Source organism: Haemophilus parainfluenzae ATCC 33392 (assembly GCF_031191205.1).
Classification (GTDB): domain Bacteria; phylum Pseudomonadota; class Gammaproteobacteria; order Enterobacterales; family Pasteurellaceae; genus Haemophilus_D; species Haemophilus_D parainfluenzae.
In genome coordinates, this window is sequence record NZ_CP133470.1 from 1280172 (window position 1) to 1294077 (window position 13906).

A 13906-nucleotide genomic window follows, 5' to 3' on the forward strand; every position below is an offset into this window, starting at 1 on the left:
GAAAAAATTAAAAATAGTCTATTTTTTCTCTTGAAATCCCAAAAAAGGGTCTTATTTAATTACTCATAAAGGGGATGACCCCAAGTATTTTATGCAGGAGAAGATAAGATATGAATATTGAAAAATTTACCACTAAATTCCAACAAGCACTTAGTGAAGCACAGTCATTAGCGCTTGGTAAAGATAATCAGTTTATTGAACCAGTGCATTTATTGGCCGCACTTTTAAATCAACAAGACGGTTCAATTGCACCGATTTTGACAGCAAGTGGCGTGAATGTCGCGTTATTACGTAATGAATTAAACGCAGAATTGAATAAATTGCCACAAGTGTCAGGTAATGGCGGAGACGTGCAAATTTCTCGTCAATTACTCAACTTATTGAATTTATGTGACAAATTAGCACAACAAAAACAAGATAAATTTATTTCCAGTGAATTGTTCTTATTGGCGGCGCTTGAAGAGCGTGGTGCATTAAATGACATTTTGAAAAAATGTGGTGCGAAAAAAGAACAAATTTTACAAGCGATTCAACATATTCGCGGAGGACAAAGCGTGAACGATCAAAATGCAGAAGAAAGCAGACAAGCTCTTGAAAAATATACGATTGATTTAACAGCTCGTGCTGAAAGTGGCAAACTCGACCCGGTTATTGGTCGTGATGAAGAAATTCGTCGAGCCATTCAAGTATTACAACGTCGTACCAAAAACAACCCAGTATTAATCGGTGAGCCTGGTGTAGGTAAAACCGCTATTGTAGAAGGTTTGGCACAACGTATTGTCAATGGTGAAGTACCGGAAGGCTTGAAAAACAAACGTGTCCTTTCTTTAGATATGGGGGCCTTGATTGCAGGTGCTAAATATCGTGGTGAATTTGAAGAACGTTTAAAAGCGGTATTAAATGAACTTGCAAAAGAAGAAGGTCGCGTGATCCTCTTTATTGATGAAATCCATACCATGGTTGGTGCAGGTAAAACTGACGGTGCGATGGATGCAGGCAACTTATTAAAACCAAGTTTAGCTCGTGGTGAATTACACTGTGTGGGGGCAACAACGTTAGACGAATATCGTCAGTATATTGAGAAAGATGCGGCGCTTGAACGTCGTTTCCAAAAAGTCTTTGTAGATGAACCAAGTGTAGAAGATACCATTGCGATCTTACGTGGTTTGAAAGAGCGTTATGAGATCCATCACCATGTAGATATTACTGACCCTGCAATCGTAGCTGCGGCAACACTTTCGCATCGTTATATTTCAGATCGTCAATTGCCGGATAAAGCAATCGATCTAATCGATGAAGCTGCTTCAAGCATCCGTATGGAAATTGACTCTAAACCAGAGCCACTCGATCGTCTTGAACGCCGTATCATCCAATTAAAATTGGAACAACAGGCGTTACAAAAAGAAGAAGACGAAGCAAGCCGTAAACGTTTAGAAATGTTAGAAAAAGAACTTTCTGATAAAGAACGTGAATATGCTGAACTTGAAGAAGTATGGAAATCAGAAAAAGCGGCGCTTTCAGGTTCTCAACACATCAAACAAGAGTTAGATGCGGCGAAAACTGAAATGGAACAAGCGCGTCGTGCTGGCGATTTAAGCAAAATGTCTGAGCTGCAATATGGGCGTATTCCTGAATTGGAAAAACAACTTGCAGCCGCTGAAACCGGTGAAGGCAAAGAAATGAGCCTATTACGCTATCGTGTGACAGATGAAGAAATTGCGGAAGTACTTTCTAAAGCAACTGGCATTCCAGTTTCTAAAATGATGGAAGGTGAGAAAGAAAAACTCTTACGTATGGAAGAAGAATTGCACAAACGTGTGATCGGTCAAGAAGAAGCAGTTGATGCCGTCGCGAACGCAATTCGTCGTAGCCGTGCAGGGCTTTCAGATCCTAACCGCCCAATTGGTTCTTTCTTATTCTTAGGTCCAACTGGTGTAGGTAAAACCGAGCTTTGTAAAACGTTGGCGAAATTCCTCTTTGACAGCGAAGATGCAATGGTGCGTATTGATATGTCAGAGTTTATGGAAAAACACAGCGTATCTCGTTTAGTGGGTGCGCCTCCAGGCTACGTAGGCTATGAAGAAGGTGGTTACTTAACTGAAGCAGTTCGTCGTCGTCCATATTCAGTAATTTTGCTCGATGAAGTGGAAAAAGCACATGCGGATGTATTCAACATCTTATTACAAGTGTTGGATGATGGCCGTTTAACTGATGGTCAAGGTCGTACAGTGGACTTCCGTAACACCGTGGTGATTATGACCTCTAACTTGGGTTCTGATTTAATTCAAGGTAGCAAAAACGAAAGCTATGGCGAAATGAAAGCCTTAGTGATGTCAGTGGTGAGCCAACATTTCCGTCCGGAATTCATCAACCGTATTGACGAAACTGTGGTATTCCACCCACTGGGCAAAGAAAATATCCGTGCGATTGCAAGCATCCAATTAGAACGTCTAGCAAAACGTATGGAAACTCGTGGTTACGAATTGGTGTTTACCGAAGCGTTATTAGATTTCATTGGTGAAGTGGGTTACGACCCAATTTATGGGGCGCGTCCATTAAAACGTGCAATCCAACAAGAGATCGAAAACAGCTTGGCACAACAAGTTCTATCTGGTCAATTATTACCAGGTAAAGTGGTCACAGTAGATTATGTGGATGGCAAAGTTCAAGCCAGACAATAATTTGTAAAATGAAAGCCATTTAGTGAAAGCTAAATGGCTTTTTTATGCTTTGGTAAAAGATAAAATAGGGTAGAATGACGCTGTGTATTGCGTATAAAAATGAGGAAAAAAATGACTGCAGTTTTAAAAATTGGTTTGGTTTCAGTATCAGATCGTGCATCAAGTGGTGTGTATCAAGATCAAGGGATTCCAGAATTACAAAAATGGTTAGAGCAAGCGTTGGTGGATCCTTTTGAAGTGGAAACGCGATTAATTCCAGATGAGCAACCATTAATCGAACAAACGCTGAAAGAATTGGTGGATGAGCACCATTGTCATTTAGTGCTGACAACGGGCGGTACAGGACCGGCAAAACGTGATGTGACACCTGATGCCACGTTAGCAGTAGCCGATCGTGAAATGCCAGGATTTGGTGAGCAAATGCGTCAAGTGAGTTTACATTTTGTACCAACAGCGATTTTATCTCGTCAAGTTGGTGTGATTCGTAAAAACAGCCTAATCTTGAATTTACCAGGGCAGCCAAAAGCCATCAAAGAAACCTTAGAAGGCGTGAAAGATGAGCAAGGCAAGGTCTTAGTGAAAGGGATTTTTAGTGCAGTGCCTTACTGCTTGCAATTAATCGATGGTATTTATATTGATACCAAGCCTGAAGTGATTACAAGCTTCCGACCGAAAGCCGCACGCCGCGAAAATTTGGAGAAATAAGATGAAAAAAATCGAAGCCATTATTAAGCCATTTAAATTAGATGATGTGCGTGAAAATTTATCTGATATTGGCATTAGCGGAATGACCGTGATTGAAGTTCGTGGTTTTGGTCGTCAAAAAGGGCATACAGAGCTTTATCGTGGTGCAGAATATATGGTGGATTTTCTGCCTAAAGTGAAAATTGAAATTGTCGTGCCAGATGATTTGCTTGAGCAATGTCTTGAAACCATTGTTGAAACCTGCCAAACAGGCAAAATCGGGGATGGTAAGATCTTTGTTTATGATATAGAACGCGTGATTCGTGTTCGTACAGGCGAAGAAAATGAGGAAGCCATTTAGTGGAAAAAAACTTAAATTTTAACCGCACTGTAGTCGCTATGGCGGCTTTAGTAATTGTGTTTGCGGGAATTAAACTGGCGGCAGAGATTGTCGTGCCTTTTTTATTGGCATTATTTATCGCTATTATTTGTTCGCCGGTAATTAAAGCGATGACACAACGCAAAGTGCCGCATGGTATTGCTATTGCCTTGTTGTTTATCCTAATTTTAATCGTATTCTTTTTCCTAGCGGGATTAATTAATAGCAGTGTACAAGAATTTACACGCTCGATTCCTCAATATAAAGTGCTGCTTTCGGAGCGTGTAAATGACGTTATGGCATTAGCACAAAAACTGAAATTGCCGATTGTGATTTCTCGCGAAGCCATTATGGAGCATTTTGATCCAAGTGTGATCATGAACTTTGTGAGCCGTTTGTTATTAAACTTTTCTGGCGTGGTGACGAATGTTTTTGTGTTGATTTTAGCGGTGATTTTTATGCTGCTTGAAGCACCAACTATGAAGCATAAACTTGCTTTAGTTTTAAGTGACAATGAACATGATGTTGTCGCGGAAGAACATCATATTGATCGTATTTTAGACGGTGTAATTAGTTATCTTGGTGTGAAAACGGTGATTAGTTTGTTGACTGGTTTCACAACTTGGATTTTATTGGACGTAGCGGGTGTGCAATATGCGATTTTATGGGCAACCTTAAGCTTCTTATTAAATTACATTCCGAATATCGGTTCCATTATTGCAGCAGTACCTATTATTGTTCAAGCGTTATTGCTGAATGGATTTGGTGTAGGCATGGGCGTAACCGTCGGTATTATTGTATTAAATATTGTGATCGGTAATATTATTGAACCGAAAATGATGGGTAAAACCTTAGGGCTTTCTACCTTGGTCGTATTCTTTTCGTTGCTTTTCTGGGGATGGTTGCTCGGTACAGTCGGTATGTTACTTTCAGTGCCGCTAACAATGGCGTTTAAAATTACCTTGGAAAGCTCTGAATCAACGAAGAAATATGCGGCTTTATTAGGAGATGTAAACGACTAAAGTGCAGTCATAAAAAATGTCATAATTTTAGCAATAAAAAAGCCACCGTTATGGTGGCTTTCTTTTTATCTGATGTTTAATAGATTAAGGTAAATCATCGATTTCTTTATCCACTTTTGGTGGAATCATATGTTCACGGCGTAGGCCGATATCATAAGCAATCGCAATCGCGATAAAGATTGATGAGTAAGTACCAAAACCGATACCAATTAATAACGCTAATGAGAAGTTATGAATTGATGGACCACCAAAGAAGAACAAGGCAATCACAACAAGAAGCGTTGTGAGAGATGTCATGATGGTTCTCGATAAGGTTTGCGTTAAGGAAATATCAATAATATCGATGGTTTCTACACGGCGAATTTTACGGAAGTTTTCACGTACACGGTCGAATACCACGATACTATCGTTGATAGAATAACCTACAACGGAAAGAATCGCCGCCACGAAGGTTAAATCCATTTCGACTTGTAATGCAGAGAAAACACCGAGTGTAATCACCACGTCATGCGCAAGTGAGGCAATACCACCAAAACCTAAACGCCATTCAAAACGTGAGCCCACGTAAATTAACATCATTGCTAGGGTTGCAAGGGTCGCATAAACCGCACCTTGAGCCAGTTCTTCACCCACATTCGGACCGACGAATTCGATACTGTTAATATGAATATTAGGATCAATTGTTTGGAGCATGCTTTTAACGTGATCACCAATAGCTGAATCGTTATTATCAGCCGGTAAGCGGATCATCACGTCTTGTACAGAACCCGTTGTTTGTACAATTGGACTTGCAATCCCGTTTTGATTTAATGTGCCACGGATTTTCTCTAAATCAGCCGGTTGTGAGAAGTGCGTATCAAATACCACACCACCGGTAAAATCCAAGCCCCAGTTGAAGCCTTTTGTCACAATGAAGAAGAGGGAAATCGCCATTAAAATGATGGAAAAGGTATATCCCACAAATCTCACTTTCATAAATTCAGTGAGAGGGAATGGCAATTTAATCCCATTCACTTCACGGATAAAATGTCCGTTTTTATCTTTTGCAAATAATCTCATCTTATCCTACCTAAATTGATAATTTTTCAAGACGTTTACCGCCGTATAGGAAGTTCACGATAGCACGTGTTCCAGTAATCGCTGTAAACATTGAAATTGCTACACCTAATGCAAGGGTTACCGCAAAGCCTTGAATTGGACCGGTACCCACAGCATAAAGAATGATTGCCGTTAAAATTGTAGTTAAGTTCGCATCGAAGATAGAGGTGAATGCACCGTTATAACCTTCGTTAATGGCTTGCTGGATTGGACGGCCATTACGAATCTCTTCTTTGATACGTTCAAAAATAAGTACGTTGGCATCCACCGACATCCCCAGGGTTAATACGATACCCGCAATCCCCGGCATGGTGAGTGTTGCACCAGGTAGGATAGACATCAAACCGACTAATAAAACGATATTAATCACCAAGGCAAAGCTTGCGATAATACCAAAGACTTTATAGTAAACCAGCATGAAGACAATGACCGCAATTAAGCCCCAGAAGCTTGCATCAATACCTTGTTCTACGTTTTGTGCACCAAGAGAAGGACCGATTGTACGTTCTTCAACAATTTGCACTGGCGCGATTAATGCACCTGATTTTAATAACATAGAAAGGTTTTGTGCTTCTGCAGAACTGCTTACACCTGTAATTTGGAAGTTAGAACTGAAGCGACCTTGAATAGTAGCAACGTTAATCACTTCTTCACTTTTCTCTAAAATGGTTTTGCCATTTTCGTCTTTTTTACCGTTGTCTTTGTATTCTACATACAAGGTTGCCATTGGTTTTTTATAGTATTTCTTGGTAGTTTGCGACATGATTTCGCCGCCTTCACTGTCCAAGGTCACACTTACTTGTGGCGTACTGGTGTGTTGGTCTAAGCCCGAGCTTGAGTTGATAATGTGTTCACCACCCAATACCGCACGTTTGTAAAGTGCAACAGGTCTACCTTGACGGTCATATTTGATTTCTGTGTCAGAAGGTAACATACCGCGCGCTGCTGATTCAGGGTTCACCAACGAATTCACAATACGGAATTCAAGTGTTGCAGTTGCCCCTAAGATTTCTTTTGCTCGCGCAGTATCTTGAACGCCCGGCAATTCGATTACGATACGTTCTGCGCCTTGACGTTGGATCACTGCTTCAGCTACGCCTAATTCAGCAACACGTTTACGCAAAATCGTTAAGTTTTGCTCGATCGCTAAGTTACGTGATTCAGTTAATGATGCTTCAGAAAGGGCAAGATTTAAGGTGTTGTCACCAATATCAGATACGTCTAATGTTGGGTGTAATTGACGAATAATACGCGCTGCTTTCGACATTTGGTCAGCGTTTTCTAATGTGACCGTTGTACCAAATTTGTCACCGTTTTTAATTGCCGTAAACTGAATCTTTTCTTTACGTAATTCGTTGCGTAATGTGTCTTGTAACTGTTCTTGACGTTTAGCAAGCGCAGAATTCATGTCCACTTCCATCAAGAAACGTACCCCACCACGTAAGTCCAAGCCCCATTTCATTGGATTAGCCCCAATGCTGCTTAACCAAGCCGGTGTTGCTGGTGCAAGGTTTAATGCCGTGGTGTAGTTGTTGCCAAGTTTTTCTGCAATTTTATCTTTGGCAAGAAGTTGGTCATCTGTGTTGTTGAAACGGGCAAGAATAGAGCCATTTTCAAGAACGATAGATTTGGTTGAAAGGTTATTTTCTTTTAGTACGTTTTGTACTTCAGTTAATGCGGTGGTGTCTGCTTGTTGTCCGCGAGTACCAGAAATTTGTACCGCAGGATCTTCACCATAGATATTTGGAAGAGAGTATAAAGCACCAATGGCGACCACAAGGATCACCATTAGATTCTTCCATAATGGGTAACGATTTAACATAGTTTTCCCTTTAGGAATTTAAATTAGAGAGATTTTACAGAACCTTTCGGTAATACTGAAACGATGTAGTTACGGTTAATCGTGATTTCAGTGGTATCGTTTAACGCGATAACAATTTCAGCACCTTCGGTTACTTTAGTGATTTTACCAATCAAACCACCAGCGGTTAATACTTCAGTGCCTTTCGCTAATTCAGACATTAATTTTTTGTGTTCTTTATTACGTTTCGCTTGTGGGCGGTAAATCATAAAATAAAAAATTAAACCGAAGATCACGAAAATAAATAACGTGGACATTGGGCTTTGTGCTTCCATTGTGTTTTCCTTATAAATGAAAAGTTAAAAGTGTGCGTAAAATACCATAAAACGGCATTCAGTAAAAGCCGATGAAGGCAATAACAACGAGAATTTTAGGATTAATTGATTTTTTTCAAGCAAACTTCGAAGATTTGCTCGGAAAGCCAATGTTTATCCACTAATTCACATTGATTTTCTTCACAAAAAACAACAAAATTTTCTACCGCACTTTGACGATTTAATTGCAAAACTAATTCATCATTTGGCGCTAAATTTGCCAAAGCTTTCTTCGCCGTTAAAAGCGGAATCGGGCAGGAAAGTGCGGTCAAATTTAATTGATATTTCATGATTTAAGCTTGACGACGAGCAAACATAATTTTGCCCATAGCCGTGAGTTGTTCTGCGGATAAATATTGCTTACCAAGCTCAAATAGCGGCTCTTCAAGGGCAATGTGTCTATCATAGCTCGCCACAAACAGCGTAATCAGCCTTTCATCTACATCAGTGCGTTTCTCAGCAATTAATTCTTCTAGCTGCTCAGAAAGCTTTGCCCAATTTTCATGCAAAGTAACATGTTGGCGTTCTAATTCATCTACCGATTCTTTCGTTTGAGGCGCTTTTTCAATTAAAGCGGGGAAGAAGTCTTTTTCTTCATCATCATGGTGAAGTGGAGCCGCGTGATTAAAATACTGCAAAATGGTTTTCACATCATTTAATACAGCTTGATTCACGCCATTCTTTTCTAAATAGCCTGGAAGAATGGTGAGCTGCTTGCAAAAGCGTTTCACTTTGCTATGACAAGCATAAAGCATATCAATCGGTTCATTCCAAGTGGCAAATTGTTGAGGTTCGAGGATTTGCATAAGGTTTCCTTTGTTAAAAAGTGCGGTCAAAAAATATTTCATTTTTCTACCGCACTTTCATCAATTATGATTTATCTGCTAATTGTAATGGGGGAACAGGTTTGCCCATGCGAGCATAGAATTCCACTACAAAATCATCAAAACGATCGTCTTCGATAGCTTGACGAATTTCCGCCATTAAACGTTGATAATAGCGTAAATTGTGAATAGTATTTAAGCGAGCGCCTAAAATTTCACCACACTTATCTAAATGATATAAATAAGCTTTGGTGTAGTTTTTACAGGTGTAGCAATCACATTCTGGATCTAATGGACTCGTATCATCGCGGTATTTTGCATTACGGATTTTGACAATGCCGTCTGTCACGAATAAATGACCGTTACGAGCGTTACGGGTTGGCATTACACAGTCAAACATATCAATACCACGACGTACGCCTTCCACTAAATCTTCTGGCTTACCCACGCCCATTAAATAACGCGGTTTATCAGCTGGGATTTGTGGGCAGATGTATTCTAAGATACGGTGCATGTCTTCTTTTGGTTCGCCTACCGCTAAACCGCCCACCGCGTAACCGTCAAAGCCAATATTGACTAAGCCTTCTAATGATACTTTGCGTAATTCTTCAAATACGCCGCCTTGGATAATACCGAATAAGGCATTCTTATTGCCTAATTCATCAAAGCGATCGCGGCTACGTTTTGCCCAACGAAGAGACATTTCCATGGATTTTTTCGCATAATCGAAAGTTGCAGGATAAGGCGTACATTCATCGAAAATCATTACGATGTCAGACCCTAAATCATATTGAATTTCCATGGATTTTTCAGGTGAAAGGAAAATGCGCTCACCGTTAATTGGGTTTTGGAATTTCACGCCTTCTTCGGTGATTTTACGTAATTTACCTAAACTAAATACTTGGAAACCACCACTGTCAGTTAAAATCGGACGATGCCATTGCATAAAGTCGTGTAAATCACCGTGTTTACGCATCACTTCTTGACCAGGACGAAGCCATAGATGGAATGTGTTACCAAGCAAAATTTCTGCCCCTGTCGCACGCACTTCTTCTGGCGTCATGCCTTTTACGGTGCCATAAGTACCCACTGGCATAAATGCAGGGGTTTCTACGCTGAACGTGCCTTGTGGACGTTCAAATACCAAGCGACCACGACGTGCACTGCCGCTGGTTTTATCTAATTCATATTTCATTTTCTTTCCTCAACGAATAAACAGTTCGTAGGTTGTTATTCAATAAAAAAGCCTGTTAGTACAGGCTTCTTGATAGGTATTTTATGAGTTGGTTGAAAATAAGTCAAACCACTTATTCTAACCCTTTCACATTGGGATTTTTAGTAATGAACATCGCATCGCCATAACTGAAAAAACGGTAGCGATTTTCGACCGCACTTTTATAGGCGTTCATGGTGTGGCTAAAGCCTGCGAAGGCAGACACCAACATAATCAATGTGCTTTCTGGTAAGTGGAAGTTGGTAATTAATGCATCCACCACACGGAATGATTTACCCGGGTAAATAAAAATAGACGTATCAGAAAAATAAGGTTCAATTAAATCTGGGTTGCCATTTTCTTCTGCGGATAGGGCAGCGGTTTCAACAGAACGTACTGATGTTGTGCCTACTGCAATGACACGTTTACCCGCTTTCTTCGTTTCAATAATGGCATTGCAGACTTCTTGAGAAAGCTCCACATATTCTGCATGCATAATGTGATCTTCAATATTTTCAACACGTACAGGTTGGAATGTACCCGCACCTACGTGCAAAGTTACAAATTCAAAATTGACACCTTTTTCGTGTAGCTTTTGTAAAAGCTCATCATCAAAATGCAAGCCAGCCGTTGGCGCTGCCACTGCACCAGGTACTTTGTTATACACGGTTTGATAGCATTCTTGATCTGCCTCTTCATCAGGTCGATCAATATAAGGCGGCAAAGGCATATGACCGATTTCTTGCAACACATCAAGCACATTGCGACTTTTATCTGCTAATTCCACTTCAAAAAGGGCATCTTGACGACCAACCATAATGGCTTTTACGCCATTATTTTCACCGAGTTTATCTTCGCCTAAAAATAATTCTGTACCTTCTTTCGGGGCTTTTGACGAACGAATATGTGCTAAGAAATGATGTTCACTTAAAACACGTTCCACCAACACTTCAATTTTACCGCCGCTGGCTTTACGACCAAACATACGAGCAGGGATCACACGTGTATTGTTAAAAATCAACAAATCCCCTTCATCGATTAAATCCAATACATCGGTAAAAGTGCGGTGAGAAATTTCACCGTTTTCGCCATTAAGTTGTAGCAAGCGGCAAGAAGAGCGATCTTCTTTAGGATAACGAGCAATCAGCTCATCAGGTAAGTTAAAATGAAAGTCAGAAACACGCATAATTGTAAATCATGAAAGCTAAAAATGGGGCATAGTCTAGAGTGAATAAGGGGGAAATACAAGGGGGAATGTTGTTGGGCATGAATTGGCTTGAGAGATAGAGTAGGGCGGCAAATATTATACTATTTAAATTTATTAAGTTTTATTGCAACGTAAAACCGCCTAGAGGCGCAGCCTATTTAGATGTGAAAAATTTTCCTTTCTCCATGTTTCAACACACAGCCGCGCGGAGGCGGCTAGGGTGTATGGCGTAGCCACGCATTAAGTTAACTTATTCATGCTGCAAAATATTCACTAGCCGCCCAAACGGATCACGCACAAAAAAACGGCGCACGCCCCAGGGCTCAGTGACTGGTCCGTATTCAGGTGTGAAACCAGCATGCTGCATCCGTTCCAATAATTCGCCCAGATTGTCCACTTCAATAGACAAATCAGGCACAGGCATGCCAGAACCGCCTTCACTGGCAAAACTAACCTGCACAGACATGGTTGTATCCTGCCCGTAGGTCTGTATCCAACCATGATCCATTAGCAATTCCAGTCCAAGCAAGTCATGGTAGAAAGCCTTTGCTGCGACGGGTTGGGTTACGTTGATATTGGCCACAATGCGTTTAACGCCCATGTTCTTTCCTTATTAACTAACGTTGTTCCCTTCGGTGCTTGTTTTTCAACATGCAGCCGCGCGAAGGCGGCTGCTGGTTAAATCTTGATTTAAAAACAAGAAAAAGTAGTTTCAACACACAGCCGCGCGGAGGCGGCTGCATATAAAACATGGGATTTTGTGAGTTATTGCCCTGTTTCAACACACAGCCGCCCGAAGGCGGCTGCTTAGCTTGATTGTGCGTGTCATTGTTTCATTTTGCGGTTTCAACACACAGCCGCCCGAAGGCGGCTGCCTATTATCCCATTGTTAAATATAAAATTATGAGATAGTGTACGCCTTTTTATTATGGCTTCAATATGATAATGAAATATATATTAAATTTGTGATCTATATCTCAAAATTTATTTTGGGCATAAAAAAAGCCCTTTCAAAAAGGTGAAAGGGCAAAATATTTGGAGTCATACTATGAGTTGTTGAATTAACAAATCAGGTATGGGACGTATTATAGTTTATTTATTAACAAATGCAACATTTTTTTAACAAATTAATTATGTGGATTGCGCGTGTTGGTGTTGACTAGGTTACGCATCAACAAGGCATAATCAAGCTGGATGTCTTGTGGCACATCTAAAAAGACAAAATGGCCATCGCCGAGTGCGGCTTCCACATTTTCGTTTTTGCGATTGAGCATTTTTTCAATCTTAAAGACGATATTGCCTTGTGGAGTCATCATTTCTACTTCATCACCAAGCAAGAATTTGTTTTTCACTGCCACTTCAGCCATGCCTTGTTCATTACGTTTACCGGTAAATTCACCAACAAATTGTTGGCGTTCAGAGATAGAGTAGCCGTATTCATAATTTTGGTATTCATCGTGCGTATGACGACGTAAGAAACCTTCGGTATAACCACGGTGTGCAAGGGATTCCAAAGTATCCATTAAGCTTTCATCAAATGGTTTGCCCGCTGCCGCATCATCAATGGCTTTGCGATAAACTTGAGCGGTTCTTGCACAGTAATAGAAGGATTTAGTACGGCCTTCGATTTTTAAAGAATGCACACCAAGTGCGGTCAATTTTTCCACGTGTTGTACGGCACGTAGATCTTTCGAGTTCATAAAGTAGGTGCCGTGCTCATCTTCAAACGCTGTCATTTGTTCATCGGGTTTTTGTGATTCGGTATAAAGGAAGACTTTATCCGTTACCGCACCTTCGCCTAAAGTTGGCGCGACATTTTTCACTTCGATTTGTTGAGCGGGATCGATTTTCGGCACGATGTTGCCTACTTCATCTGTGGTGCCTTCTTCCATTTTGTATTCCCAACGGCAAGCATTGGTGCAAGTGCCTTGGTTTGGGTCGCGTTTGTTGATATAGCCAGAAAGTAAGCAGCGGCCAGAATACGCCATACATAACGCACCGTGTACGAAAATTTCGAGTTCGATATCAGGCACGTGTTGGCGAATTTCAGCGATCTCTTCAATGGATAATTCGCGCGATAAAATCACACGGGTTAATCCCATTTGTTTCCAGAATTTGACGGTCGCCCAGTTTACCGCATTCGCTTGTACAGAAAGGTGAATATCAATATCAGGGAAGTTTTCACGCACCAACATGATTAAGCCTGGGTCAGACATAATTAAGGCATCAGGGCCCATGTCGATCACAGGTTGTAAATCTTTGATAAAGGTTTTGAGTTTGGAGTTATGCGGTGCAATGTTTACGACCACATAGAATTTTTTGCCAAGTGCATGGGCTTCATCGATCCCGATTTTTAAATTGGCATGATTAAATTCATTGTTGCGTACACGTAAGCTGTAACGTGGTTGGCCTGCATAAACGGCATCTGCACCATACGCAAAGGCATAGCGCATATTTTTTAGGGAGCCAGCAGGGGAGAGTAATTCAGGTTTAAATGGGGTTGTCATAATGTTCTCTTGTCTGATTTCAGGTCAGTAGCTTGCTTTTGGCAAGCCGTATTAAAGGCCTGTATTTTAGGCGGATTTAGGGATTTGTAAAGTAAAAGTGCGGTTAGTTTTTTGAT

General features: G+C 40.7%; 13 protein-coding genes. 4 read left to right on the forward strand and 9 right to left on the reverse strand.

What is annotated here, in order from left to right:
- The first annotated feature begins 110 nt into the window (after positions 1–110).
- From clpB to RDV53_RS06360, 4 genes are all read left to right on the forward strand, one after another.
- A complete protein-coding gene (gene clpB, locus RDV53_RS06345) occupies positions 111–2681 on the forward strand; it encodes an ATP-dependent chaperone ClpB (RefSeq protein WP_005695461.1) in 2571 nt (856 codons plus the stop codon).
- A gap of 111 nt (positions 2682–2792) precedes the next feature.
- Positions 2793–3386 (forward strand): molybdopterin adenylyltransferase, encoded by a 594-nt coding sequence (gene mog / locus RDV53_RS06350; RefSeq protein WP_032822877.1) that lies wholly within the window; start codon positions 2793–2795, stop codon positions 3384–3386.
- Position 3387: 1 nt separating this feature from the next.
- Positions 3388–3726 (forward strand): nitrogen regulatory protein P-II, encoded by a 339-nt coding sequence (glnB, locus tag RDV53_RS06355; RefSeq protein WP_005695463.1) that lies wholly within the window; start codon positions 3388–3390, stop codon positions 3724–3726.
- Complete coding sequence (locus RDV53_RS06360) at positions 3726–4766, forward strand: AI-2E family transporter (RefSeq protein ID WP_005695464.1); 1041 nt, start codon at positions 3726–3728, stop codon at positions 4764–4766. Before glnB ends, RDV53_RS06360 begins: the two co-directional genes overlap by 1 nt.
- A gap of 84 nt (positions 4767–4850) precedes the next feature.
- Here the strand turns inward: RDV53_RS06360 and secF are convergent, their stop codons facing one another.
- The 9 genes from secF to trhP all read right to left on the reverse strand — a co-directional run bounded on the left by secF (position 4851) and on the right by trhP (position 13790).
- Positions 4851–5825, reverse strand: coding sequence for a protein translocase subunit SecF (secF, locus tag RDV53_RS06365; protein ID WP_005695465.1), 975 nt, complete (start codon positions 5823–5825; stop codon positions 4851–4853).
- Positions 5826–5835: 10 nt separating this feature from the next.
- Entirely contained in the window at positions 5836–7686 is a 1851-nt protein-coding gene (gene secD / locus RDV53_RS06370) for a protein translocase subunit SecD (protein ID WP_005695467.1), read from the reverse strand.
- A gap of 23 nt (positions 7687–7709) precedes the next feature.
- Positions 7710–8000: a preprotein translocase subunit YajC gene (gene yajC, locus RDV53_RS06375; RefSeq protein WP_005695468.1), complete on the reverse strand. Its 291-nt coding sequence runs from the start codon at positions 7998–8000 to the stop codon at positions 7710–7712.
- Positions 8001–8101: 101 nt separating this feature from the next.
- Positions 8102–8329, reverse strand: a complete 228-nt coding sequence (locus tag RDV53_RS06380; RefSeq protein ID WP_005695469.1) for a sulfurtransferase TusA family protein — start codon at positions 8327–8329, stop codon at positions 8102–8104.
- 3 nt (positions 8330–8332) lie between these two features.
- Positions 8333–8845, reverse strand: a complete 513-nt coding sequence (locus RDV53_RS06385) for a hemerythrin domain-containing protein (RefSeq protein ID WP_032822876.1) — start codon at positions 8843–8845, stop codon at positions 8333–8335.
- Positions 8846–8909: 64 nt separating this feature from the next.
- Entirely contained in the window at positions 8910–10058 is a 1149-nt protein-coding gene (gene tgt / locus RDV53_RS06390) for a tRNA guanosine(34) transglycosylase Tgt (protein ID WP_005695471.1), read from the reverse strand.
- 112 nt (positions 10059–10170) lie between these two features.
- Positions 10171–11262 (reverse strand): tRNA preQ1(34) S-adenosylmethionine ribosyltransferase-isomerase QueA, encoded by a 1092-nt coding sequence (gene queA / locus RDV53_RS06395; protein ID WP_005695472.1) that lies wholly within the window; start codon positions 11260–11262, stop codon positions 10171–10173.
- A 271-nt stretch (positions 11263–11533) separates the two neighbouring features.
- The gene (locus tag RDV53_RS06400; RefSeq protein ID WP_005695473.1) at positions 11534–11884 is read right to left on the reverse strand and encodes a VOC family protein; all 351 of its coding nucleotides are present in this window, start codon (positions 11882–11884) and stop codon (positions 11534–11536) included.
- 526 nt (positions 11885–12410) lie between these two features.
- On the reverse strand, positions 12411–13790 hold the full coding sequence (gene trhP / locus RDV53_RS06405) for a prephenate-dependent tRNA uridine(34) hydroxylase TrhP (protein ID WP_005695474.1): 1380 nt from the start codon (positions 13788–13790) through the stop codon (positions 12411–12413).
- Between the last annotated feature and the right edge of the window lie 116 nt (positions 13791–13906).

Coding starts and splice junctions, on each gene's coding strand:
- clpB (WP_005695461.1), top strand. CDS start 111: ATGAATATTGAAAAATTTACCACTAAATTCCAACAAGCACTTAGTGAA.
- mog (WP_032822877.1), top strand. CDS start 2,793: ATGACTGCAGTTTTAAAAATTGGTTTGGTTTCAGTATCAGATCGTGCA.
- glnB (WP_005695463.1), top strand. CDS start 3,388: ATGAAAAAAATCGAAGCCATTATTAAGCCATTTAAATTAGATGATGTG.
- secF (WP_005695465.1), bottom strand. CDS start 5,825: ATGAGATTATTTGCAAAAGATAAAAACGGACATTTTATCCGTGAAGTG.
- secD (WP_005695467.1), bottom strand. CDS start 7,686: ATGTTAAATCGTTACCCATTATGGAAGAATCTAATGGTGATCCTTGTG.
- yajC (WP_005695468.1), bottom strand. CDS start 8,000: ATGGAAGCACAAAGCCCAATGTCCACGTTATTTATTTTCGTGATCTTC.
- RDV53_RS06380 (WP_005695469.1), bottom strand. CDS start 8,329: ATGAAATATCAATTAAATTTGACCGCACTTTCCTGCCCGATTCCGCTT.
- RDV53_RS06385 (WP_032822876.1), bottom strand. CDS start 8,845: ATGCAAATCCTCGAACCTCAACAATTTGCCACTTGGAATGAACCGATT.
- tgt (WP_005695471.1), bottom strand. CDS start 10,058: ATGAAATATGAATTAGATAAAACCAGCGGCAGTGCACGTCGTGGTCGC.
- queA (WP_005695472.1), bottom strand. CDS start 11,262: ATGCGTGTTTCTGACTTTCATTTTAACTTACCTGATGAGCTGATTGCT.
- RDV53_RS06400 (WP_005695473.1), bottom strand. CDS start 11,884: ATGGGCGTTAAACGCATTGTGGCCAATATCAACGTAACCCAACCCGTC.
- trhP (WP_005695474.1), bottom strand. CDS start 13,790: ATGACAACCCCATTTAAACCTGAATTACTCTCCCCTGCTGGCTCCCTA.